The organism is Planococcus sp. VCh962 (genome assembly GCF_057748275.1).
Genome location: NZ_JBYLHS010000001.1, coordinates 328,496 through 353,325, shown reverse-complemented (window position 1 = coordinate 353,325; position 24,830 = coordinate 328,496). Strand labels below are relative to the sequence as shown.

Genomic DNA, 24,830 nt, shown 5'->3' with positions numbered 1-24,830 from the left:
CAAGTTATTTAACACAAGAAAATGCCAGCATAACCGGAATTCTTTTGCGCCTCCGGTACTCTGCTTCACTGCTGAAATTTTCCCGTTTAGGTTCCCCTTCACGCAAGGACTCAATCTTAAAGCCTGCCTCCGCTAAGGCATTAAAATATTGTTCGGTGGTTCGATGATGTTTTACGACGATTTTATCCATCCATGGCTCTTTACGTTCGCCGGAATTAAAATAATCATCCACAATCCAATTCCCTCTTTTTTCGCCTTCTTTTTTGCTGATAAAAGAAGAAGTTGTCAAAGGATGCTGAACGCTGAAGACAAATTTGCCGTTATCTTTTAACGCCTGATGCACTTTTTTAAACAGCTCTTGGATATCGGCAACATAGTGAATGGCAAAGCGGGACATAACTATATCAAATTCATTGTGGGGAAACGCATAAGTTTCCATCGTTTCTTGCAGAATGACGCTTTTGGTGCCTTTCAGTTCATTTTTTGCCAGCCAAGCCATCTGATCCGAACCTTCTACACCCGTGTAATGATCCGCTCCAGCCAATAACAGCTCTTTACCGAAGCTGCCTTCTCCGCATCCAAGATCCAGTAGATTCCTGCCTTTCACCTTTCCCAGCAATTCTATGACGATTGGCCTTTCAATGGCATTATTCGGACTTTCTTCCCGGTTTCTTCTTGCCAGAAATTGATTTAAAAAATCTTTCTGATCATACGCACTGGCTCCTTTGAATTCCATTCATGCCCATCCCCTTGTCGGAAAAATCTCTTATTTTAAGTATAAAAAAAGCATGCGCTGCTTGAGCGATGCTTGTTTTTATCAAGATTGGTTGACCACGATATACTTGACAAGATTAATCGTGATGCGATAAATTTTACCGCTGGCTTCATCTGTTACGTCATAAGTTCCGTTTGAAGGGATTTTCCCTAAAGCAGCCTCTTTATCCGTGGCCTGTACAGAAAGGACTATCGTATTCCCTTGGTCAAAATAGAATTCCACTTGAAATGTTTTCATTCACTGACCTCCTCTGTAAGCTCCCTTTAGTTTACCACAACTCAATATTATTGTTGACCGTATATTTGTTTATAAGCGATGACTTTCAATGCCAGCATCTCTTCTTCCGTCAAATCCTGTTCCAGTTTTTGAATGGCTTCCTGATGAGACATCGTTCCGTTTTGGACACCACTCTGGATATTTTTTAATTCTGTAACTCCTACTTTTTGGATCAATACCCGTGTTGCCTGTCCGGTTGAGTTGAATGGCAAGGAACTTTCGTCAGCCGCTTTTGCTTCTTCGATATAGCCAGCAAGTTCAGGATCATTTTCTACATACGATTGGATTTCTTCCAATTGTCCGCTGTTGTTCAGTTGTTCAGTTGCTTCTTCCACCATTTTCTCTGAAGCCATATTGGTACCGAAATAATACACACCAATTGCCCCAAGAAACAGCACGATGAGCAATACAATTAAAATTTTCAATATCTTCATCCAATGCTCCTCCAATATTCATACTTCTAATTAAGACGCCTGTTATTCTATTATGTTACAGATCCCGAAAAAAACAATACCCCGAACCCGGACTCTTTTATTGGAAAGGATCCGGCTTCAGGGTGTTGTTAAAACTCATTTAACTTTTGTTCTTCAGTTTCCGCTGTTCTGCTATCCACCAATCAATATGGTTTAGATCAAAAATAATCATATCGCCATAAGACTGGCTATGCGGAATCTTTCGCTGGGTTATGAATTCTTGTACCTTGTCTTCAGTCATCGGATAATCCGCTGCCTCCAGGTATTTCAGCAAGCTCTTTATCCCTTGAATCTTTGTCATTTAATCACCCCCACAAAATCCTCCTGGCGGCAACCGCCATAGAAAATTCAGTACGGATTATTAAAGAGGGAAAGACTTATATATACATACCCTTATTTCAAAAAAGTAATCTCCCCTGTTTCAGAAGCTGTTCAGCCGAATTTAATTATTTCTTTTAAGCGCTTTTCTTAACCGCCTCTTCTTGAAGTAGTAACCGGCTCCGTGTAATCTTTTATTTTCACCAATTTAACGTCCGCTTTGTTAAAAATATTCAGTTCACCAAATACATCTTCATATTGGACGATGCTTTCAGACAGAGCCATAGCAGTCACGTTTTCTCTTGACTCCGCTTCTACCGTTCTTTCCACTGTAAGTCCTTTTTCCAAAAAATACTGGATGACGAATTTCTTCACGCTTTCACCTCCTCCTTTAAATTTTCTTCAGCAGGAAGGCATATCCCTTTTGAATTTTATTTAAAGATAGCAATTACATAAAATCAGTTAAAAAGTCCCTGCCTTCTTTTTTTCCATATAAAAACCGTCAGCATTTAAATGCTGACGGTCATTGATCAATAATATTTCTCTATTTTAATTTCCTAACTGTTTTATCTGTTCCACAATGCCGGTGATTTCTTGAAGGGATTTGAATGCTTCCGTGTTTTCCAATACTTCGGAATCGAGTTTGCCATTCTCTATATTATCCAAGTATAAATCGATTCCTTCAATCGCCCGATTGTTTTGATTGACCACTTGTTGATGAAGATCCGCACCAAGTTCGGGTGCCTCAAGTTGATTGAATTCTTCAATCGTTGCTTTCATTTCCTCCAACCGTGCTTCAAGTTCACGGGCCGCTTGTTCGTCGTTGACTGCTTGTTTTGCCAAATCAGGAACTTCCTGAGCAAAAGCACTGGCTTCATTGGCGTACTCTGTTGCTTCGGTTGCGTAATTCAATGTATCGGTGACTCCATCTAGAGCAGAACAGCCGCTCAGCAAAATACCACTGGCCAACAATATCGCTAGGTATTTTTTCTTCATCTATTTTCCTCCATATATGCTGTAATGGTGGTATCAGTATAGCACGGCCGAAAAAATCCTCCTAAGAATATGACCACCTTCAATAACAGATTCAGGTTAATTAAAAAACCGCCGGAGCCTCAGAGCCTCAACGGTTTTCTTGTTAATATACCTTCAGATGTTGTGCGCGTTCCCGCAAGGAGAATCCAATGCCTATTAAGCCCTAGCGTTTGTTCGATCTCTGGATTTTTTTATTTATGCGTACCTGTAAAGAAGAAATGGACCATATTGAAAACCAGGAATTGGCCATCCTTATCTTCACTCGTTTTCCTCATAAAAAACCCGGTTTATACCAAAGAAGCATATTACCAAAAATAATCCCTCTGCCAAATGAAAGCAGAGGGATTTATTATTTAGTCAACTAGCATTACCTTGACAATATTATCGACTGGCAATTGTTTCATTCCAAATGGTTCATCAAAGACAATTGTTCTCGTCTGAGGATCCATTTCCACTATTCTCCCGACATGGAAATGAAGGTTATGGTCTTTCCACAATTGCATCCGGACTGGGCATTTTCGTATTAGCGCACTTTCCAATTTTTCCTCGATTAACTGTTTTGCCTTTTCATCTAATTTTGGTCTCTTTTCCTGTTTATCTTCTGCATACCAATCGCTTAAGAATTTCATATGCTCTGACAACCTCATTCCCTGCCACTTAAAATTTCTTTTTTCTACATGATTCCCTACTTGCTTCAGCTCTCTATTGAGTAGTACCATAACCTTCATCCTCCTTTCATAACTCTTTATTAATAATATTATACAGAACATTCGTTCTTATTTCAAGAATAATAAGAAATTTTTGACCTGTTTGCATAATAACCGCTTTCGATTAACTGTTTTTAAATTTATTTGTCAAATTATGCTTCCCTCTAATGCGTACCGTCTTATGAAGTTTTAGTTCCAATGGCGAGAGTTAATGCAACAGTTCATGTGGCCTGTAGTTCGATACCGCGAGTTTTATATAAGATTAAAATCTCTGGATTTCGCCGGATTGCAGAGAACCGCCTTGCCGGCTCTCAGGCTCTTTTGAATGATTTTAATGTTTCTAAATCATTATATGCTTTAACTTCAACTGGTATAGCAAACCTCAGTACAGAACAAAAAACCGCTGAAACCTTTAGGTTCCAGCGGTTTTGTCTTTTCTTAATACATTTTCAAATACTGTTCGCGTTCCCATGGATGTACGGCAATACGGAACATATCCCATTCGATTTCTTTTGCTTCAACGAAGTTGTTGAGGATGTGTTCGCCAAGTGCATCTTTCATTACATCATCGCTTTGTAGCTCTTGAAGAGCCGCATACAATGTTGGTGGAAGGTCTTGGATACCTACTGCTTCGCGTTCTTTTCTATTCATCGCGTAGATGTTGCGGTCAACCGGTTTTGGCGGCGTCATTTTCTTTTTGATGCCGTCAAGGCCAGCAGCTAACAATACTGCCATCGCTAAGTAAGGGTTCGCTGACGGGTCAACCGAACGCACTTCCACACGAGTTGACAATCCGCGTGATGCTGGGATACGGATCAACGGGCTGCGGTTTTGTCCTGACCAAGCTACGTAGCAAGGTGCTTCGTATCCTGGAACAAGGCGTTTGTAGGAGTTGACTGTCGGATTAGTGACAGCTGTGAAACCTTGAGCGTGTTCAAGAATTCCAGCTAGGAACTGATAAGCCGTATCGCTCAGCTTCAATTCACCGTCTTCATCCAAAAAGGCATTTTCATTGCCTTTGAACAGGGACACGTTCATATGCATACCTGAACCACTTACACCAAATAGCGGTTTTGGCATGAATGTCGCATGAAGTCCGTGTTTACGCGCAATGGTCTTAACGACCAACTTAAATGTCTGGATATCATCGCAAGCTTTGATGGCATCCGCATATTTAAAGTCGATTTCGTGTTGCCCTGGAGCCACTTCATGGTGGGAAGCTTCGATTTCAAAGCCCATTTCTTCCAATTCCAATACGATGTCGCGGCGGCAGTTTTCACCAAGGTCCATTGGAGCCAAGTCGAAATATCCGCCGTTGTCGTTTAGTTCAAGCGATGGTTCACCGCGCTCATCCAATTTGAACAAGAAAAATTCAGGTTCTGGCCCAAGGTTGAAATGTGTGAATCCTAGCTCTTCCATTTCTTTAAGCACGCGTTTTAAGTTATTGCGTGGATCTCCTTCAAATGGAGTGCCGTCCGCACGGTATATGTCGCAGATCAAGCGGGCAACTTTTCCTTTCCCAGTGATCCAAGGGAATACAACCCAAGTATCCAAATCCGGGAATAAGTACATATCCGATTCTTCAATGCGTACGAATCCGTCGATGGAAGAACCATCGAACATCATTTTATTGTCGAGCGCTTTATCTAATTGGGACGTCGGAATTTCAACGTTTTTGATGATTCCGAGGATGTCGGTGAATTGCAGCCGGATAAAGTTTACTTCTTCTTCTTTCACTAATCGCTTAATGTCTTCTTTAGTATACTTGCCCATGTTCTCTTCACTCTCCTATGAATGTTGTATGTAACCCGTTTCAATGAAAGAAACGGGATAAATCCGTTTGGCGGTTTCCGCCTCTGTCATACGCTTTTAAACTCATGAATTCTTCCCGCATAATCCGCCGCAGTTCAGCGTCACTGATTGTTTGCGGCTTGGCCGGCTCAGTTTGAGGCTGCACTTTCATCGCGAAAATTTTCTTGATCCCAGCAATATTGAGGCCCTGGTCCAAGTAGTCTTTGATCTCCAGTAAGGTGTCCACATCATTTAATGAAAACATCCGTTTGTTTCCTTCTGTACGGGCAGGGCTTATTAATTCGTGCTCTTCATAGTAGCGGATTTGGCGCGCTGTTAGTTCCGTCAGCTGCATGACAATGCTGATTGGAAGAAGCGGCATCGTCCGGCGAACCCGATTCGTCATTTTTTTCACCCTTTTCACTAATTACTACTCCTTTACTATAACTCATGTTAGTTTATTTGTCAAATCTACGTTACGTTTCCTAACATGAAAAATTTCCGCATCCTTGGATGCGGAAATCCATTTAAAGTAAACTTATTTTTTTCAGCGTCTCTACAGAATTCAAAACGGCAATTTTCACATGTTCATACGTTAATCCACCTTGGACAAAAGCTGTATACGGTGGCCGGATCGGCCCATCTGCTGTCAATTCAATACTGGAGCCTTGGACAAAGGTGCCCGCTGCCATGATGACATCGTCTTCATAACCTGGCATATAGGCGGGTTCGGGCTTGAATTGCGCATTGACCGGTGAGCTGGCTTGTATGGTCTGGCAGAAAGCAATCATCTGTTCAGCTGTTTTGAATGATACAGACTGGATTAAATCCGTCCGTTTGTCTGCGTAATGCGGAGTCGTTTCCATGCCGGCAGTTTCAAGCAAAGCCGAGGTGAAGATGGCTCCTTTCAACGCTTGTGAAACGATATGTGGTGCCATGAAAAAGCCTTGGTACATGTCCGGCAGCGCATTTAATGACGCTCCGGCCTCTCCTCCTATACCCGGAGAAGTCATGCGGTAACCGCATTTTTCAACTAAATCGCTTCTTCCTGCAATATAACCGCCAATTTTCGCCATGCCGCCGCCTGGATTTTTGATCAGCGATCCGGCGATCAAGTCGGCTCCCGCTTCAATCGGTTCACGTTCTTCAACAAATTCACCATAGCAATTATCAACAAAAATGATGGCATCGGACTTTATCTTGCGAATCCGGCTTACCATTTCTTCAATTTCCTCGATCGTGAACGACGGGCGTGTATCGTATCCGCGGGAACGCTGGATTGCAACAACTTTCGTTTTTCCATGAACCGTTTCCTCGATAGTCTGCCAGTCGATTTGATGTGCTGCCGTTAAAGGAACGTGCCGGTAGCTGATACCGAAGTCTTTCAGCGAGCCGGTGTCTTTTTCACCTCCTGATACGATGGAGTCCAACGTATCATAGGGTTTCCCGGTAATATACAACAACTCATCTCCCGGACGCAAAATACCGAATAATGAAATCGTGATGGCGTGTGTTCCGGAGATGATTTGCGGTCGGACAAGTGCCGCTTCTGCTTTAAAGACGTCTGCATACACCCGCTCCAGGGTGTCGCGTCCTTCATCGTCATAGCCATAGCCCGTCGATGGATTAAAATGGTGGTCGCTGACTTTCTGCCGATGAAATGCATCCAGAACTTTCCGTTGGTTGAAAAATGCAATGTCATCCGCTATCTGCAATTCGGTTTTTATCTTTTCTTCTATTTGTCTAATTGTTGTTTGCATCAAATTCTCCATTCTAATTTACTCACCTACTTATTATGCAAGTAAACTTGAAAATGCGTCAAATTCTGCTACAATTCAATGAGTTGAAAAGATTGGGAGGAAGCTGAAATGGCTTGGGAAGTATTGAGTGCTATAGGGACAATCGCTTTTGCGTTGTCTGGTGCAATTATAGCCATGGAAGAAGAATATGATATTTTCGGAGTTTATCTGCTCGGAGTTGTGACGGCTTTTGGAGGAGGAGCAATCCGTAATTTATTGATCGGTGTTCCGGTCTCTGCCCTATGGGAACAAGAAATGATGTTTCAATTGGCACTCGCATCTATTACAATTGCGTTTTTATTTCCCAATAAACTTCTTGGTCCCTGGACCCGCTGGGGTAATTTTTTTGATGCTATTGGTTTATCGGCTTTTGCCATCCAAGGCGCGCTATATGCTGTAGACTTGGCAATGCCAGTATATGCAGTCGTAGTGGCTGCAGTATTAACCGGTTCCGGCGGCGGCATGGTCCGTGATCTTCTTGCCGGTCGAAAACCGCTCGTCTTAAGGTCCGAAATTTATGCAGTGTGGGCAGCGATTGCCGGCATGCTTATCAGTTTCAATTTGATCCGGTCAGACTTGATGCTGTATATCCTCTTTATTTGCATTACCACATTGCGCGTCCTTTCTTATCTATTCAAATGGAGATTGCCGACACGCCATATACATTCTGCTTAATAAAACACTAAAGGCCGCCCAGCTGTATTAGCTGGGCGGCCTTTTTGGTTCAAGCGATGGTTTCGCCATCCCAATTCATCATTCCACCTTCGACATTCACCGTTTCAATGCCGTTCGCTTCCAAAAAGTCGCAAGCCATGGCACTGCGGCCACCGGCTTTGCAAATTACATGAACAGGTTCACTGGTCTCAAGTTCTGAGATGCGCTCCGGCAATTGGCCAAGTGGTATATGCTTGGCTCCTGGCACCATGCCATATGCCACTTCTTCATTTTCACGGACATCGATCAATTGAATTTCTTGTCCGGCTTCAACTATTTCAAGCAAATCATCGGTTGTAATGGATTTCATTTATTTTGCCTCCTGCTTTAAATGGCTTTCATTGAAAATGTTATACGGCACAAGCCTTGCTGTCAAATAAAGAGAAGCTTCAATCGAAGGTGTTCTTCATTCCCCGCTGCCGAAAAGCAGATGGAAGGCTAGGTACGCCTCGCTCTATGGCAGGACCGGCATCCGTTAATCCTGAATCGGTTGTTAACGGCCAGCAGATCTTCTGTTCAAATAAGAGGAAGGCTTGAATTTCCCTGAAAACGAAAAAAACCAGCAGGAGCAAGCTCCTGCTGACAAGGCAATTATTCCTGATGTTCAATCGGTACGGATTTGGCGGGCGAAAAAGTGGAAATTGCATGTTTGTAGATCAATTGCTGTTTACCGTCTGTTTCAACCAGCACCGTAAAATTATCATAAGATTTTATGGTCCCTTTCAATTGGAATCCATTAAGTAAAAAGACCGTAACAAAAATATTATTTTTACGCAGCTGATTCAAATAAACGTCTTGAATATTTACTGGCTTCATGAATATCCCCCTCATAACCTCTAATCTAAATTTTGTTCTTCTATAATCCCAATTCGACGCTGCCGGTCTTTTTCCTGCATAAAGACTTCTATTTTCTGAATGTTTTTTTCCAATTCCGTAAGCGCATTAATCCAGAAAATTGGCAGCTTGTTTCTAAAATAGGTAAATTGGCGTTTGGCGTATTTCCGGGAATTTTGCTTGAGAAGACTGATTGCTTCTTCCCACTCTAATTTGCCCTCCAAATAGGCATAAATCTCTCGATAGCCGATTGCCTGAATCGACTGAACATCCTGGATTCCCCGCTTTCGAAGCGATCGGACTTCATCCAGCAAGCCCCTTGCCACCATATCGTCAACGCGCCGGTTGATGCGGTCGTATAAAACATCACGCTGCATATCAAGTCCGACGATCACTTCATTGTACATCGGCGACAGGGCTAGATTCCGGTCAGTTTTTTCATGGTCGCTTTTTATGATTTCAATCGCCCGGATTACACGGCGTGTATTGTTCGGGTGAATCTCCGCTTCCGGATCGAGCGCCATCAGTTTTTTGTGCATATGGAGCGGACCGAATTCTTCCAGTTCCGCATATAATTCAGCACGCAGCTGTTCATCTACTTGTTCTTCTGTAAAGCGGTAGTCGAACAGGACAGCCTGGACATACAAGCCGGAACCTCCAACGATAATCGGCAATTTGCCGCGAGAGTTAATTTCCGCAATTTTTTCCCGCACCATTTTTTGGTACTCCGCAACCGAGAATGGCTCATCCGGTTCTTTGATGTCCAAAAGATGATGCGGAATCCCCCGCATTTCTTCCGGTTCGATTTTCGCAGTCCCAATCGACATACCCTTGTAAACCTGCATCGAGTCCCCATTAATAATTTCACCGTTCAGCCGCAAAGCCAACTCCAGGCTTAAAGCTGTTTTTCCTGAAGCCGTCGGGCCAACGATGGCTAATACATCAATCATCTGCTAACATCCATTCTAAAATTGTTTCAAAATGCTGCTCTTTATCAATTTCATGCAGCAGTTCGTGCCGTGCATCTTCTGCCAAATACACTTTTACATTTGTCATTCCCGCATCTTCATACTGCTTGGCTGCTTTAAAAATCCCTTGTCCATTGCCTCCAACTGGATCATTTGAACCGCTGATCAACAGTACAGGCAAGTCCTTGCGAATTTTCGCGACTTCCCCTTTTTTGTGGATCAAACCCAAGCCGGTGAACAAATCCACATAAAATTGGTTCGTGGACGGAAAGCCGCACATGGGATCCGCTTCATACTTCGCCACTTCAGAAGCGTCCCGGCTCAGCCAGGCAAATGCGGAATCTTCTCCCTTAAACTGTTTCATGAAACTTCCAAACGTCAACTTCCCCAATAAGGCACTTGGCTGATTTTTGCCTATTCGCTTTGAAGCCATCAATGCCGTAACGAGCCCCGCCTTGCCAGCAGCCCCTGGGTCACCGCCGCTTCCCGACAGCACGACGCGGCTGATCTCCCCACTATATAATTGCATATAACGCCGGACGACAAACGATCCCATACTATGACCAAATATAATCACAGGCAAGTCCCCAACCTGCCTTTGGACAGTTTCAATAACTTCGTGAACATCATCAACGACGCGTTCAAAGCCATTATGTTCTCCGAAAAAACCGGGAATGCCATTGCGTTCTGCTGTTTTTCCGTGTCCGCGCTGATCATGCCCGGATACCGCAAAACCGTTGGAAGCAAGGAACCGGGAAAATTCTTCATATCGGGCAATGTGTTCCGCCATGCCATGGACAATGTGGACATGAGCAATCGGCGCTTTCGGTTCGTATTTTTCGTAATACACTTCATGGCCATCTGAAGCACGAATAAAGTCCTTGTCTACGTTCAATGGAATACACCCTTTCCAAACTGGGAGGCTTTGTCTAGTTCCTTCAGCAGCTCTTTGCGGTATTCGTTCTGCTGTATTCCGCTATAATTCAATAGGCGGTTCAAATAGCGGAAAACAGCGTCCTGATAACGAACCACATCATCAATATGAAAATACAAATCACCGGTTCTTCTGATAAAGAAATCCGCCGGGGTCAAAGCCAACTCTTCCTCAACTGTATATTCAATCACAGCCGCCAAGGTTTTAGGGATGCCTTCTGGAATCACATCCGGCAGCTTTTGAAAATGGTCAAATACCTTATAAGCATTGGTACCGAAAAACTGAGCGAACATTCTTCCTTGCTCAGGCGTCAGACCGTATTGCTCAGAAACTTCTGCCGCTTGCCGCACAAATTTCGCGAAATTTTTGGATCCGCCAAAATCTCCGCCAGACAATGGCAAATTTTTCGTGACGCTTTTGCTGAACTTCTTGCCTGTTTCTTTTTTTAAAAGTTTCGCAACGAGGTCGACTATCGTTTCGGCCATGATCCGGTATCCGGTAAGCTTGCCTCCAGCGATGGATACCAAACCGTTTTCCGACTCCCATATTTCATCTTTGCGGGATATTTCAGAAGGATCTTTTCCTTCTTCGAAAATAAGCGGCCGAAGCCCCGCCCATGTCGATTCAATATCTTGCCGGGACAACTTAACACTTGGAAACATCGAGTCCACTGCACGAATCAAATAATCCACGTCTTCTTGTGTCGCTGCAGGTCCACTTGGGTCTTCTTCATAAAAAGTATCCGTTGTGCCGATATATGTTTTCGTGTCCCGGGGAATCGCAAATATCATCCGCTTATCCGGCGCATCAAAATAAACCGCTTGTCGAATTGGGAATTTGCTGCGATCCACTACTATATGAACCCCTTTGGTCAAACGCAACTGCTTTTCTTTGCTTTCAGTATCGAAGCTTCTGACTTCATCTACCCATGGTCCAGTAGCATTGACCACTTTTTCCGCTTGGATCTGGAATGTTTCTCCCGTTACGGCATCCACTGCTTGAACGCCTGAAATGCGCCCTTCTTGATAAAGAAAGCCAGCAGCTCGAACATAATTGAGGCACACCGCTCCAAGCTCTGCCGCTTTTTTCAACACTTCAAGCGTCAGCCTGGCATCGTCGGTCCGATATTCTACATAAGAGCCGCCGCCTCTTAAGCCCTCCTTTTTAATCAAAGGCTCTCTCCGAAGAATTTCTTCTGCAGAAAGCATGACGCGGCGCTCGTTTTTCTTAACACCCGCTAAAAAATCATAAAACCGCAGGCCAAGCGAAGTCATCAACGGGCCGAACGTACCGCCTTCATGGAACGGCAGCAGCATTTGTTGGGGTTCGGTTACATGTACGGCATTTTCATAAACGATTTCACGTTCCTTGCCAACTTCAGCAACCATTTTCACTTCAAATTGCTTTAAATAACGCAATCCGCCGTGGACAAGTTTGGTCGATCGGCTCGAAGTGCCCGCAGCGAAATCCTGCATCTCAATCAAAGCCACGGACATGCCGCGTGAAATCGCATCAAGTGCAATCCCAGCACCCGTAATGCCGCCTCCAATTACAACTAAATCGAAATGGCGGGTTGATAATAAGTTCATTTGCATCGGCCGCTGTTTTGTAGAGAACATTCCGCTTCCCCCTTTTGCAGTTGGAAAACTCCGGTTTTCAATTAATCAGGCTATCTTTCCCCATGCTAATCTCTTTCCCCTGTTACATCACGCGCTTAAACATTTTCTCTACATCATAAGTTTTGAAATGGATGATGACAGGACGTCCATGAGGGCAGGTAAACGGTTGTTCCGCCTGTTTTAAATCCGCCAGCAAACGCTCCATTTCATGCTTCTGCAAATAATGGTTCGCTTTGATCGAACGTTTGCAGCTCATCATGATTGCCGCATCCTCACGCAGCTTTTTCACATCTATTTTGCGCTCATTCAGCACTTGTTCAATCAAATCTTCGACAATTTCCTGTTCAAACCCTGCCGGAAACCACGTTGGATGTTCACGAACGATAAAGGACGTGTCTCCGAATTCCTCCAGAAAAACCCCGCTTTCTGCTAAGACATCGAGAGCTTCTTTTAAACGCATGGCCTCGTCACGGCTGTAGTGAAAAGTCAAAGGCAATAAAAGCGCCTGCCGTTCGCTGACATCGATTTCCCCGACTTTTTCCCGGAAAAATTCATACTTAATGCGTTCCTGAGCTGCATGCTGGTCAATCAAGTAGAAACCGTCGGTGCTCTGTGCCACGATATAAGTGCCATGGATTTGGCCGACTACTTCCAGCTCCGGAAATTGCGGACCATCCTCTTCTTGCGGTTCATCAAATGAAAAATTCACGGTTTGTTGTTCCACATCCCGCTCTTCCTTATCGACGAACTGGCCGACAGGAGGCGCTTCTTCTTTGATGATTGGTTTAAAGGGATCCACAACTGCAGTTGGATGAACTTCTCTTACCTGAAGCGATTCCGCAAAAGAATCAGCCGTTTGCTGCTCTACAGGTTCTTTCATCGTATAAGAAGTTTTCCATATATCAAGCTGCTTGCTTGGCACTTGTTTTGGGGCTTTCGGCTTTTCAATAATCGGTGCCCGCACTGCTGCACTGACGGTCTGCCGAATCGTGTCATGAATCAGTTCCATCAGTTCTTTTTCTTTGCTTAACCGGATTTGCTGTTTGGCCGGATGAACGTTTACATCCGTTAAATATGGATCGCCTTCAATGTTCAAGATGGTGATAGGCTGCCGCTCAAGAGGCAAGAATGTGTGATAGGCCCTATGCACCGTATTGGCTATCGCATAATGTTTCACCCAGCGCCCATTAACGAATAAAGAAATATAGTTCTTATTGGCACGGGTCACTTCAGGAAGGGAAGTAAAACCCGATACTTTATAATCATGCGACTCCGCTTCAAACGGGATCATTTTTTTCGCAATGGAGACACCGTAGATATCCGAAATCACACGCTTGATTTCTCCGCTGCCGGATGTCTGCAAAATAGTTTTGCCGTCATGAACCAGCTTGAAAGATATAGATGGATAACTCAGTGCAAGCCGGTTCATCAGATCTATGGAATGGCCAAGTTCAGTTTGCAAGGTCTTCAAATACTTCAGCCGTGCCGGCGTGTTGAAGAACAACTGGTCGATTTTGATATCGGTGCCTTTTCGCAGCGAACCCGCCCGGTGCTCAATCAGCCGGCCGCCTTCAAGTTGGACAAATGTGCCGCTTTCCCCATTCGATGTGTGGAGTGTCACTTTTGAAACCGAAGCAATACTGGCAAGGGCTTCTCCTCGGAAACCAAGCGTCCGGATCCGGAACAAGTCGTGTTCGTTGGAAATCTTGCTTGTCGCATGCCGTGAAAATGACAACAGCGCATCCTCTGAATCCATGCCTGCTCCGTTATCGACAATCTGAATCGATGTAAGCCCAGCTTCAATCAGCAAGACTTCGATGGCAGTGCTTCCCGCATCAATGGCGTTTTCCACTAATTCCTTGACGACAGAAGTTGGACGTTCGACCACTTCTCCCGCCGCTATTTTATTGGATAACGGTTCATCCATCAATCGAATGACTCCCATAACCTCACTCCTTTTTGCTTAACTTGACTTGCAGATCGTTCAATAATTGCAGTGACTGCAAAGGCGTCATCGCAGCAATATTAATATCTGCGATTGCTTGCAATACTTCTTCACTTTCAGTATCCCGGTCATCAAAAAATGACAATTGCTCTACTTGGCTGACATGTTTTTTATTTTCCGCTTCAAAACTGGTCAGCAATTCACGTGCCCGTTCTAAAATCGGCTGCGGCAGTTCCGCAAGTTCAGCGACATGAATGCCGTAGCTCTTATCAGCCGGCCCTTTTTTCACTTTATGCAAAAATACCACTTTGCCGGATTGCTCCATCGCTGCAACATGGACGTTGCTCAATTTATCAAGCGATTGGTCAAGAGCCGTCAGTTCATGATAATGCGTGGAAAACAGGGTATTTGCGCCGATATGTTCATGAATGTACTCAATCATCGACTGAGCGAGCGCCATGCCGTCGTAAGTTGATGTGCCCCGCCCGATTTCATCGAATAATAACAAACTGCGCTCGGTTGCATGCGTAATGGCGTATTGCGATTCAAGCATTTCCACCATGAATGTACTCTGGCCAGATACGAGGTCATCGGCCGCCCCGATACGCGTAAAGATTTGATCGACTATAGGCAAGTTGGCCGATTCCGCCGGTACATAGCTTCCGATTTGGGCCAGTACGATGGTCAAAGCGACTTGCCTCATATACGTACTTTTACCGGACATATTGGGACCGGTAATCAACAGCATGTTTTGACTGTTTGTTAACACACAGTCATTCGGTACATAAAGCTGTTTATTGAGCATTTTTTCAACGACTGGATGGCGGCCTTCAATTATCGATATTTCACGGGAATCATTAAATGCCGGTTTAACAAAGCGGTATTTCTCTGCGACATTGGCAAAACTCATCAATACATCCAGTTCACTGAGTGTGGACGCAAGCTGTTGGATGCGTCCGATATATTGCTTCACTTCTTCACGGATCTTAACGAATAATTCGTATTCCAGATTCAAGCTTTCTTCTTCTGCAGTCAAAATCAGTGTTTCTTTTTCTTTCAGTTCTGGTGTAATGTAGCGTTCAGCATTGGCAAGCGTCTGTTTTCGCTCATAGCGGTCCAGATCGGCCAAATGCATATTGGCTTTGGATATTTCAATGAAGTAGCCAAAAATGCGGTTATAGCCGATTTTCAACGATTTAATGCCAGTCTTCACACGCTCTTCTTGTTCCAGCTGAGCAATCCAGTCTTTGCCGTTGCGGGAAGCATAACGGTATTCATCTAATTTCTCGTGGAATCCATCCCGGATCACTCCACCTTCTTTTGAAGACAGTGGCGGATTTTCACTGATAGCCTCCAATAGCTCGCATACTTCCCCACAGCGGTCGAGCTTATCGCTGAAATTAGCGAGTGTGCCATGTCCGGAATTTGCCAGCTCCGCAATAATGTTCGGCACTTTTTCAAGCGAGCTTCTCAACTGCGCTAAATCCCGTCCGCTGGCGCTGCCAAACGCGATGCGTCCGCTCAACCGTTCCAAATCATAAACTTCTTTTAATAATTCCTGTAATTCTACCCGAACAAAATACTGATCGATCAGCACTTCAACCATTTGCTGCCGCTTTTCAATCAGATGGCGGTTCGCAAGGGGCTGATGCAGCCATTGTTTCAATTTGCGGCTTCCCATCGCAGTGACGGTTTCATCCAGCAGCCAAAGAAGCGTTCCTTTTGTTTCGCCACCTCGAATCGACTGCAGCAATTCCAGATTGCGCTTTGAATGGAAATCAATCGACAGCAATTGCCCATTTTCATTGAAAATAAAAGGCTGGATATGTTCGAGCGATTGCTTTTGGGTACGTGAAATATACGTTAAAAGGCGTTGGATGCTTAGCTTCAAATCTTCCGGGCAAGCGGACATCAAGCGTTCTTCCGCCTGATAGATAAAGTCCATCGGCTCAATTGACAGCACCAGGTCCTGGGACTCTTCGTTCAGCAATAAGAATAATTGCTCTGAAACAACCAGCTCTTTGATATTCAGCGACTGCAGTTCCTGCAGCAGCGCTTTTTCTGTTCCTGCTATGTACATGGCGCTTGCTTCACCTGTGCTGATGTCGACATACGATAAAGCAAAGCCATCCGCCAGCTGTTCAGCTGCTGCCAAAAACATATTCGACTTGGAATCAATGCTTTTGCCTTCAGTATGGGTGCCTGGTGTAATCAACCGAACCACTTCACGCTTGACCATACCTTTGGTCGTTTTCGGATCTTCCACTTGCTCGCAAAGCGCTACTTTATGGCCTTTTGAGATCAATTGATCGATATAGTTTTGCGCCGCGTGATGCGGAACGCCGCACATCGGAATGCGGTCATCGCCGGTGCCTCCGCGGCTGGTTAATGTAATTTCAAGAATCTGAGATGCTTGTAAGGCATCGTCATAGAACATTTCATAAAAATCGCCCAGGCGGAAAAATAGGAATGCGTCCTGGTAATCTGATTTTACTTGCATATATTGTTGCATCATTGGTGTAGGTGCCATTTTTTTACCTCTTTCGCGAACTTTTCGTTGTCCTTCCATTATAACAAAAACAATGGGAGAAAAGAAAAAACTGAAAGAGCCAGAGCTCTTTCAGTTTTGTAGGCTGTCGATAAACTCTTATTCTCTTTTTCATTTCGCTCCAGGGCGGGCGCTTTTCGCGGGGGGCGGCCTGAGCCTCCTCGCTCGCTGGCGCTCCCTGCGGGGTCTCAGGACTCGCCCTATTCCCGCAGAAGTCGCCGCCTTCCGCTGCATTCAGCGTTGTTTGGTCATCTTTTGTGATTCTCTAAAAGAATGACTTGTTTGAGCAAGTTCTCTCTTATTGCTTCCTGCTCTCCCGATATGGAGCCAACCAGTGGAGACGCCTGCGGGAAAGCGAGACAGCCGAGACCCTGCAGGAGCGAAGCGACGAAGCGGCTTGGCGCTCGCCCGCGGCAAGCGCAGCTGGTTGGCGGAATATCGGAAAAGGAAAGATCACTAATAGAAACTTTAACTTCCTCAACAAGCTGAAAAACTGAAAGAGCCAGAGCTCTTTCAGTTTTAGTTTCATTTATTTTTCTAACTGGATAGCTGCAACGGCCAACTCCTCTGGTCATGAGCCGTCTTGGCTGTGCGGCAAAGAGCACCGCTTCGCCAATCCGTCTAAACCCTTATTGCTCCTGTCTCTGCATTGCTACGCTAGCTTCGAGACATGAAAGTGCGTTGCAGCACTTTGTGCTTCGTCGCAAAGAGATGGACCAAATATGTTTGGTCCATCTCTTGCCTGTCGGAGCTGAACGGCCGTTTTCGCTTTTCTTAAGAGCAGCTGCCTGGTGAATCGTTTCTTACTTTTGATCCCGTTTCGCCGCGCAGCAAGTCGCCGCCAGTGGAGATGATGATTTTGTTTGTCACTTGGTTGGCGATTGCAGTTGAAACCATTTGAAGAAGGGCATTCACGTCGCTCTGTGATTGTTTGAATTCCTGGACAATCGGCACCGCGTCAATTTCTTCTTCGATTTTTTGAATTTTTCCTTCGATCAATCCTAACGCACGTTCTTTTCCGTATGCCTGGAAGTTGACCGCTTGTTTTTGAAGGCTCTTCATGCTGGCAATTTTCTCACGGATTTTTTGGTTTTCATTTATTTGAGCTTCCGCACGTTTGAAGAATTCCACTTCTTCTGTTTCAGCGATCATGTCCGCCACTTCGCGTGCTTTTGCAATAATTTCTTCTTTTGAATACGTCATGTAATTAGACACCCATTTCTTGGCCTGCTCCGGTTTCTACTAGCTCACCGTTTAAAGACCATGTTTTTGTTGTTGTAATCTTTACTTTTACCAATTGGCCGACAATCGACTTGGGACCGACAAAATTGACGAGTTTGTTTTTCGCTGTATAACCGGACAATACATCGGGGTTTTTCTTACTTTCACCTTCAACAAGCACTTCAACAATCTGCCCTTCATATGCAGCCATTGCATTCAAGGCATATTCGTTTACAACAGCATTTAAACGCTGCAAACGCTCTTTTTTCACTTCCATCGGAACGTTGTCGGCCATCTTCGCAGCTGGCGTTCCTTCACGTGGAGAATAAATATACGTAAAGGCCATTTCAAAACCGACTTCTTTGAACAAAGACAAAGTTTCTTCAAACTGTTCGTCTGTTTCATTCGGGAATCCGACAATGATGTCTGTTGTCAGCGATGCAGTTGGAATGGCTTCACGAATTTTTTGGACCAGTTCCAAATAATGTTCACGCGAATACTTACGGGCCATGATTTTCAACATGCTTGTTGAACCTGATTGTACAGGTAAATGGATGTGGTCGACAAGGTTTCCGCCTTTTGCGAGCACTTGGATCAAATGATCATCGAAATCGCGCGGGTGGCTGGTGGTAAAACGGATGCGCGGCAAATCGATCATACGAAGTTCATCCATCAAATCACCAAGCCCATATTTTATATCGGAAAAGTCCTTGCCGTATGCGTTGACGTTCTGCCCGAGCAGGGTGACTTCCTTATATCCTTGTGCCGCCAGATGGCGCACTTCCTGGATTATGTCTTCAGGACGGCGTGAACGCTCTTTTCCGCGTGTATACGGAACGATGCAATACGTACAAAATTTATCGCAGCCATACATGATGTTCACCCAAGCCTTGATTTTGCCTTTGCGGACTTTCGGCAAGTTTTCAATGACATCGCCTTCTTTAGACCAGACGTCGATGACCATTTCTTTCGATAAGTACGCTTCGTTCAAAATTTCAGGCAGCCGGTGGATATTATGCGTGCCAAAAATCATATCTACTTGATCGTAGGTTTTCAGGATTTTATTGACCACGGATTCTTCTTGCGACATACAGCCGCAAACTCCGATCAGCAAATCCGGTTTTTCCAATTTCAAAGGCTTCAAATGTCCCAGTTCCCCGAACACTTTGTTTTCAGCATTTTCACGAATGGCACATGTATTTAATAGGATAACATCTGCATCGTGGACCGAATCCGTGAGGCAAAAGCCCAATTGCATAAATATGCCGGCCATTACTTCGGTGTCATGCTCGTTCATCTGACATCCATAAGTGCGGATATAGAACTTGCGGCCTTCTCCCATCTTTTCAAAGCGGGGATCGATTTTGAAATTATCGAAATAGGAGACTTGTTCTTTTCCTCGTTTTTTTGCTTCCTTTAATGAAGGCGGTGTATAAACACTCTGAAAGTACTGGCTATAGTCCTTTTCGGACTTTTTTTCTGCTGAAGCAGCCGGTACCTGAGTTGTTTGTAAACGCTGTTCCTCATTCATGAAAAAACCCCTTTCAATCATCACTTTATTATACTGAATTCACCTGCTTTACTACAAGGCAGGTGAATCAATTGTCGGAGAATCGACAAGAACAAGGATTAACTTAGTTCTGGAACGGATAATCGTCATTGATGTAAACGCGTTCGAACGAAACAGCTTTTCCAGTGTCGTCATCCACTTCTGTGAAAAAGCCGCTAACGACAGAACGGCCGCGTTTCGGCACTTCAAAACGTGTCGGCATATTCGTTTTGAACCGGTATAGCACCGATTCTTTCGTCATGCCCAGTATTTCATCGTAAGGACCAGTCATCCCGACATCCGAGATATAGGCAGTTCCATTCGGCAAAATGCGTGCATCCGCGGTTTGGACATGGGTATGGGTTCCTACTACAACTGAAGCGCGGCCATCCAAATGCCAGCCCATTGCAATCTTTTCACTGGTTGCTTCTGCATGGAAATCGACAAAGACCAGAGGGGAAATGGCTTTCGCTTCCGCTAACAGCTCATCCGCTTTTTGGAAAGGATCGTCATGCGGCGGCAAAAAGACGCGCCCATGCAAGTTAATCACCGATAGGGTCTTGCCATTTTTCGTGACCGTAGCCATTCCGCGTCCTGGAGCTTCTGGAGAAAAGTTAGCAGGCCGGATCAAGTAATCGACATCATCGATAAAATCGAAAATCTCTTTCTGATCCCACGTATGGTTGCCCATCGTGATGACGTCGACTCCCATGAATAATAAATCTTGATAAATCGATTTGGTGATGCCGCGCCCTGCTGCTGCATTCTCGCCATTAGCGATGACTACATCAGGGGAGTACTTCCGTTTTAGTCTTGGTAAATATGACTCCAATGCTTCCCTGCCGATAGAACCGACAATATCTCCAATAAATAAAATCTTCAACTTAATTCACCTTTTCCCATAAGAAAAAGGCTTCTTTGAATAGACATTCATCGAAGCCTTACTCTTATTATTTTGCATATTCAACTGCTCGTGTTTCTCTTATGACCGTCACTTTGATATGGCCAGGATAATCAAGCTCTTCTTCAATCCGTTTCCGGATATCGCGTGCCAGACGATGCGCTGTCATATCATCAATTTGTTCCGGCCGGACCATGATCCGGATTTCACGCCCCGCTTGAATGGCGAATGATTTCTCAACGCCTTCATACGATTCGGAAATTTCTTCGAGTTTTTCGAGTCTGCGAATATAATTTTCGAGAGTCTCGCTTCGCGCGCCCGGGCGTGCTGCGGATAAAGCATCCGCTGCTGCGACAATCACTGAAATGATCGATGTCGCTTCTGTATCCCCGTGGTGGGAAGCTATACTATTGATAACAACAGGATGTTCTTTATATTTTGTACCAAGTTCTACGCCGATTTCAACGTGGCTGCCTTCAACTTCATGATCGATGGCTTTTCCGATATCATGCAGTAAACCGGCCCGTCTTGCCAAGGTTACGTCTTCGCCAAGTTCCGCGGCCATCAATCCGGATAGGAAAGCGACTTCCACGGAATGCTTTAAGACATTCTGTCCATAGCTTGTGCGGTATCGAAGGCGGCCTAGAATCTTGATCAAATCTGGATGCAGGTTATGGACGCCAACGTCAAATGTGGTTTGCTCACCAATTTCACGGATTTGCTCATCCACTTCCCGTCTTGACTTCTCAACCATTTCTTCGATGCGCGCTGGATGGATTCGGCCATCAGACACCAATTTCTCTAGAGCCAATCTGGCTGTTTCACGTCTAATCGGATCGAATCCAGATAGAATAACCGCTTCCGGTGTATCATCGATAATTAAATCAATTCCGGTCAAGGTTTCCAATGTACGGATGTTGCGTCCTTCACGTCCAATTATACGGCCTTTCATCTCATCATTTGGCAAGTTGACTACTGAGACAGTTGTTTCCGCCACATGGTCTGCTGCAAAACGCTGCATGGCCAAGGATAAGATGTTCTTCGCTTTTTTGTCCGATTCTTCTTTCGCACGAGCTTCTGTTTCTTTGATCATCGCGGCAATGTCAGAGGAAAGTTCATTTTCCACTTGCTGCAAAATAATCGATCTTGCTTCTTCGCGTGTCAAAGATGAAATTCGTTCCATTTCGGCTTGTTGCTGTTGGACTAATTCCTCAGCTTTGCTCTCCATCTGTACAATATGCTGTTGTTTTTCTGCGAGCGCTTCGTCTTTGCGTTCCAGACTAGCTTCTCTTTTGTTTAATGCATCATCCTTGCGATCCAAATTTTCTTCTCTCTGCAACAACCGATTTTCTTGTCTTTGTAGTTCCAATCGGCGTTCCCGAATTTCAGATTCTGTTTCAGTACGCAATTTATGATTTTCGTCTTTCGCTTCCAATAGTGCTTCTTTTTTCAGGGCTTCTGCTTCTCTTTTCGCATCTTCAACTATTTGCTCCGCAGAATTTTTAGCGCCTGCTATATTGGAATCGTTTGCTTTTTTTAACGCATAATACCCAACAACTACACCGACGATGATACCAAGCAAAGCGAAGATGATCTCGTTAATACCCATTCGGACACCTCCTCTTGCTATTCTTTTAACATTTTCAAAAATGAAATAATAAAACCATTGTTCTACATCAATCGTTGTAAAAATAGTAAATTATACAATTTTAATTGTATAGATGGACTTATGTCATGTCAACCCATTGAGAAGCTAGAAAACCTATACAATCAAGCATTGGCGATAGTTCCACAGCTTAAATCTGCTCCTTGCCTTACCGGTTTTCACAAAAATGAATATGCTGAAAAGCCGCTCAGCAAGGGCTGTGCGGCTTTTCATAAGAAGCTTTATCAAATGGCTTCTCTCTTATTCTTCTTCATCAATAAGCAAGCTAAACTCTTCCGGTTCTTCGTCACGCGCAGCAATCGTATATGTGGCTGCTGCCATGCCGAATGATTCCCGGATTTTGTTCGAGATTTCGTTGCGTATTTCCGGATTACTAAGCAAGAATTGCTTAGCATTTTCACGGCCTTGGCCAATTCGTTCCTCGTTATATGAATACCAAGATCCGCTCTTCTGGATAATATCCAGTTCTGAACCGATATCTACGATTTCACCTTCACGGGAAATCCCTTTTCCGTACATGATATCCACTTCAGCTGTACGGAACGGTGGAGCTACCTTGTTTTTAACAATCTTGATTTTTGTTCTGTTCCCGATGATATCCGTACCGGATTTCAATGCTTCCGCACGTCTTACTTCCAAACGGACAGAAGAATAGAATTTCAATGCACGGCCGCCTGGAGTCGTTTCCGGGTTACCGAACATAACGCCGATTTTTTCACGGATTTGGTTGATGAAAATCACGATTGTGTTTGATTTGTTGATTACGCCTGAAAGTTTGCGAAGCGCTTGGGACATCAAACGTGCTTGCAGACCCATATGCGAGTCGCCCATTTCGCCTTCAATTTCCGCTTTTGGCACTAATGCTGCTACCGAGTCGACTACAACGATATCAATAGCACCGCTTCGTACCAAAGCTTCTGCAATTTCAAGTGCCTGCTCGCCTGTATCCGGCTGAGACAGGAGCAATTCATCGATATTAACACCCAGCGCTTTAGCATACATCGGATCTAATGCGTGCTCCGCATCGATAAATGCTGCTGTTCCGCCTATAGCCTGTACTTCGGCAATGGCATGAAGTGAAACAGTCGTTTTACCAGAGCTTTCAGGGCCATATATTTCAATCACCCGGCCGCGTGGATATCCGCCTATTCCTAAAGCTGTATCAAGTGCCAATGAACCACTGGAAACTGATGATACATTTCGGTCGCTTTTTTCTCCTAATTTCATGACCGAACCTTTACCGAACTGCTTTTCTATACTCTTTAACGCCATGTCTAATGCCGCTTTACGATCGCTCAAAAGAAATCCTCCTCTAATTAAAACCAATTTTTCTACCTGTCTCTATTATACTAGGTTATTGAGAAATACACAAGAAAAAAGCGAACGTTTATTCGTGTTCGTATTTTCAAATCTGTGTTTTATCCGCCCTATAAGAGGCAAATTCCCTTTTTGAGAACAAAAAAACACGCAAAATTAAATTTTGCGTGCATTTCCTTCAGTCAGTGTTCGTATGATATAGGAAAGCGCTAATTTTACCGCTCTTAGACGGTTGGTGTTGCGCATTCCTGACAATTGAAGGCGGTAAGCTTTGGTGTCTTCTGCTGTTGCAATGCCGATCCATACCGTTCCAGCTGGCTGATTACCATGGGCATCCGGGCCAGCTGCTCCAGTTAAGCCAACACTGATATCCGTGTTGAACTTCTGACGCACGGCTTCAGCCATCGCGATGGCGATTTCTTCACTCACTACTCCATACTTAGTCAGGAGTTCTGGAGATAAACCGAGCTGAGTGATTTTCATTTCTTCATTATAGGCGATGACTCCACCGGACAGGACAGCACTCGCTCCCGCTACTGCAGCCAGTTCCGATTGGAAAAGGCCTGCTGTTAGACTTTCAGCAGCTGAAATCGTTTTCGATTGCTCTTTCAATAATTCAATCGTTTTGGAAGCAAGGGAATCGTCGTCATAGCCATAAAGATATTCTCCTACATCATCCAAAATCTCTTTTTTCGTTCCCTTGATCAATTCCCAAGCTTCTTCTTCTGTGGCCGTTTTCGCGGTAATGCGAAGCGTCACTTCTCCATCAGAAGCAAGCGGTGCAATGGTCGGATTGGTTTGACGATCCAGCAATTCCTGCAGGCGGTCTTCCAGTTCCGCTTCCCCGATGCCATAAAAGCGCAAGACATGTGATAAAATGACATCCGCTTGATTTAGCAAGCGGGCCAATTTCGGTTTGCCTTCAAACTGGAACATTGGTTCCATTTCTTTTGGAGGTCCTGGCAAAAGGATATAAACACGGCCGTCTTTTTTATACAGCATTCCCGGAGCCATGCCGTGATTATTGACAAGCACTTCACTGTCTTTTAAAACCAGTGCCTGCTTTTTATTGTTTTCTGTCATCACCCGCCCGGCACGTTCAAAAAATGCCACTATAGATTCCAGGGCGTACTCGTCCATTTCAAGTGTGGTATCTAAGTGACGGGCAATCGTTTCTTTCGTTAAGTCATCTTTCGTTGGCCCAAGCCCCCCGGTAAAGATGATCAAATCAGCACGCTCTTCCGCAATCCTAATGACATCCTGCAAACGGCCGGCATTGTCCCCAACTACGGTATGATAATACACATTGATGCCGAGTTCTGCTAAATGGCTGGATAAAAAGCGTGCATTCGTATTTGTAATTTGGCCTAATAATAGCTCCGATCCCACTGCAATAATTTCCGCATTCATCTGACCCCACCCCTTCTTAAATTGCGATTA

The 24,830-nt window shown here is 44.6% G+C and carries 24 protein-coding genes; 1 reads left to right on the top strand and 23 read right to left on the bottom strand.

Annotated elements, in window-relative coordinates; translation table 11 throughout:
- Nucleotides 1–4: 4 nt before the first annotated feature.
- From AC3AQ9_RS01805 to AC3AQ9_RS01760, 10 genes are all read right to left on the bottom strand, one after another.
- Nucleotides 5–736: a class I SAM-dependent DNA methyltransferase gene (locus AC3AQ9_RS01805; protein WP_488305750.1), complete on the bottom strand. Its 732-nt coding sequence runs from the start codon at nt 734–736 to the stop codon at nt 5–7.
- A gap of 81 nt (nt 737–817) precedes the next feature.
- Complete coding sequence (locus AC3AQ9_RS01800; protein WP_488305749.1) at nt 818–1,012, bottom strand: hypothetical protein; 195 nt, start codon at nt 1,010–1,012, stop codon at nt 818–820.
- 47 nt (nt 1,013–1,059) lie between these two features.
- Complete coding sequence (locus AC3AQ9_RS01795) at nt 1,060–1,485, bottom strand: hypothetical protein (protein WP_488305748.1); 426 nt, start codon at nt 1,483–1,485, stop codon at nt 1,060–1,062.
- Nucleotides 1,486–1,624: 139 nt separating this feature from the next.
- Nucleotides 1,625–1,825, bottom strand: a complete 201-nt coding sequence (locus AC3AQ9_RS01790) for a hypothetical protein (RefSeq protein WP_488305747.1) — start codon at nt 1,823–1,825, stop codon at nt 1,625–1,627.
- 167 nt (nt 1,826–1,992) lie between these two features.
- Nucleotides 1,993–2,217 (bottom strand): hypothetical protein, encoded by a 225-nt coding sequence (locus AC3AQ9_RS01785; RefSeq protein WP_488305746.1) that lies wholly within the window; start codon nt 2,215–2,217, stop codon nt 1,993–1,995.
- A 174-nt stretch (nt 2,218–2,391) separates the two neighbouring features.
- Nucleotides 2,392–2,838 (bottom strand): DUF6376 family protein, encoded by a 447-nt coding sequence (locus AC3AQ9_RS01780; RefSeq protein ID WP_488305745.1) that lies wholly within the window; start codon nt 2,836–2,838, stop codon nt 2,392–2,394.
- 392 nt (nt 2,839–3,230) lie between these two features.
- Nucleotides 3,231–3,596 (bottom strand): YolD-like family protein, encoded by a 366-nt coding sequence (locus AC3AQ9_RS01775; protein ID WP_488305744.1) that lies wholly within the window; start codon nt 3,594–3,596, stop codon nt 3,231–3,233.
- A 426-nt stretch (nt 3,597–4,022) separates the two neighbouring features.
- Nucleotides 4,023–5,357 carry a type I glutamate--ammonia ligase gene (gene glnA, locus AC3AQ9_RS01770; RefSeq protein ID WP_488305743.1) on the bottom strand — a complete coding sequence of 445 codons (1,335 nt, stop codon included), beginning with the start codon at nt 5,355–5,357 and terminating at the stop codon, nt 4,023–4,025.
- Between the two features lie 40 nt (nt 5,358–5,397).
- Complete coding sequence (locus AC3AQ9_RS01765; protein WP_488306800.1) at nt 5,398–5,781, bottom strand: MerR family transcriptional regulator; 384 nt, start codon at nt 5,779–5,781, stop codon at nt 5,398–5,400.
- A gap of 121 nt (nt 5,782–5,902) precedes the next feature.
- A complete protein-coding gene (locus AC3AQ9_RS01760; protein WP_488305742.1) occupies nt 5,903–7,135 on the bottom strand; it encodes a methionine gamma-lyase family protein in 1,233 nt (410 codons plus the stop codon).
- Nucleotides 7,136–7,243: 108 nt separating this feature from the next.
- Here AC3AQ9_RS01760 and AC3AQ9_RS01755 point away from each other — a divergent pair, with 108 nt between their 5' ends.
- A complete protein-coding gene (locus AC3AQ9_RS01755) occupies nt 7,244–7,849 on the top strand; it encodes a trimeric intracellular cation channel family protein (protein ID WP_488305741.1) in 606 nt (201 codons plus the stop codon).
- 49 nt (nt 7,850–7,898) lie between these two features.
- On the opposite strand, the gene AC3AQ9_RS01750 is transcribed toward AC3AQ9_RS01755, so the two are convergent.
- From AC3AQ9_RS01750 to AC3AQ9_RS01690, 13 genes are all read right to left on the bottom strand, one after another.
- Complete coding sequence (locus AC3AQ9_RS01750) at nt 7,899–8,198, bottom strand: rhodanese-like domain-containing protein (protein ID WP_488305740.1); 300 nt, start codon at nt 8,196–8,198, stop codon at nt 7,899–7,901.
- Nucleotides 8,199–8,479: 281 nt separating this feature from the next.
- A complete protein-coding gene (hfq, locus tag AC3AQ9_RS01745; protein WP_300981176.1) occupies nt 8,480–8,704 on the bottom strand; it encodes an RNA chaperone Hfq in 225 nt (74 codons plus the stop codon).
- A gap of 20 nt (nt 8,705–8,724) precedes the next feature.
- Nucleotides 8,725–9,672 carry a tRNA (adenosine(37)-N6)-dimethylallyltransferase MiaA gene (gene miaA / locus AC3AQ9_RS01740; protein WP_488305739.1) on the bottom strand — a complete coding sequence of 316 codons (948 nt, stop codon included), beginning with the start codon at nt 9,670–9,672 and terminating at the stop codon, nt 8,725–8,727.
- Nucleotides 9,665–10,585 (bottom strand): alpha/beta fold hydrolase, encoded by a 921-nt coding sequence (locus AC3AQ9_RS01735; RefSeq protein ID WP_488305738.1) that lies wholly within the window; start codon nt 10,583–10,585, stop codon nt 9,665–9,667. Before AC3AQ9_RS01735 ends, miaA begins: the two co-directional genes overlap by 8 nt.
- A complete protein-coding gene (locus tag AC3AQ9_RS01730; protein ID WP_488305737.1) occupies nt 10,582–12,243 on the bottom strand; it encodes a glycerol-3-phosphate dehydrogenase/oxidase in 1,662 nt (553 codons plus the stop codon). Before AC3AQ9_RS01730 ends, AC3AQ9_RS01735 begins: the two co-directional genes overlap by 4 nt.
- A gap of 82 nt (nt 12,244–12,325) precedes the next feature.
- Entirely contained in the window at nt 12,326–14,188 is a 1,863-nt protein-coding gene (gene mutL, locus AC3AQ9_RS01725; protein WP_488305736.1) for a DNA mismatch repair endonuclease MutL, read from the bottom strand.
- Between the two features lie 4 nt (nt 14,189–14,192).
- Nucleotides 14,193–16,718 carry a DNA mismatch repair protein MutS gene (gene mutS, locus AC3AQ9_RS01720; protein WP_488305735.1) on the bottom strand — a complete coding sequence of 842 codons (2,526 nt, stop codon included), beginning with the start codon at nt 16,716–16,718 and terminating at the stop codon, nt 14,193–14,195.
- 792 nt (nt 16,719–17,510) lie between these two features.
- Nucleotides 17,511–17,939 (bottom strand): YlbF/YmcA family competence regulator, encoded by a 429-nt coding sequence (locus AC3AQ9_RS01715; RefSeq protein WP_488305734.1) that lies wholly within the window; start codon nt 17,937–17,939, stop codon nt 17,511–17,513.
- A gap of 4 nt (nt 17,940–17,943) precedes the next feature.
- The gene (gene miaB, locus AC3AQ9_RS01710) at nt 17,944–19,488 is read right to left on the bottom strand and encodes a tRNA (N6-isopentenyl adenosine(37)-C2)-methylthiotransferase MiaB (RefSeq protein ID WP_488305733.1); all 1,545 of its coding nucleotides are present in this window, start codon (nt 19,486–19,488) and stop codon (nt 17,944–17,946) included.
- Between the two features lie 103 nt (nt 19,489–19,591).
- A complete protein-coding gene (locus AC3AQ9_RS01705) occupies nt 19,592–20,389 on the bottom strand; it encodes a TIGR00282 family metallophosphoesterase (RefSeq protein WP_488305732.1) in 798 nt (265 codons plus the stop codon).
- A 67-nt stretch (nt 20,390–20,456) separates the two neighbouring features.
- Nucleotides 20,457–22,016 (bottom strand): ribonuclease Y, encoded by a 1,560-nt coding sequence (gene rny / locus AC3AQ9_RS01700; protein WP_488305731.1) that lies wholly within the window; start codon nt 22,014–22,016, stop codon nt 20,457–20,459.
- A gap of 297 nt (nt 22,017–22,313) precedes the next feature.
- Nucleotides 22,314–23,372: a recombinase RecA gene (gene recA, locus AC3AQ9_RS01695; protein WP_488305730.1), complete on the bottom strand. Its 1,059-nt coding sequence runs from the start codon at nt 23,370–23,372 to the stop codon at nt 22,314–22,316.
- A 174-nt stretch (nt 23,373–23,546) separates the two neighbouring features.
- Entirely contained in the window at nt 23,547–24,800 is a 1,254-nt protein-coding gene (locus AC3AQ9_RS01690) for a competence/damage-inducible protein A (protein WP_488305729.1), read from the bottom strand.
- Nucleotides 24,801–24,830 lie beyond the last annotated feature (30 nt).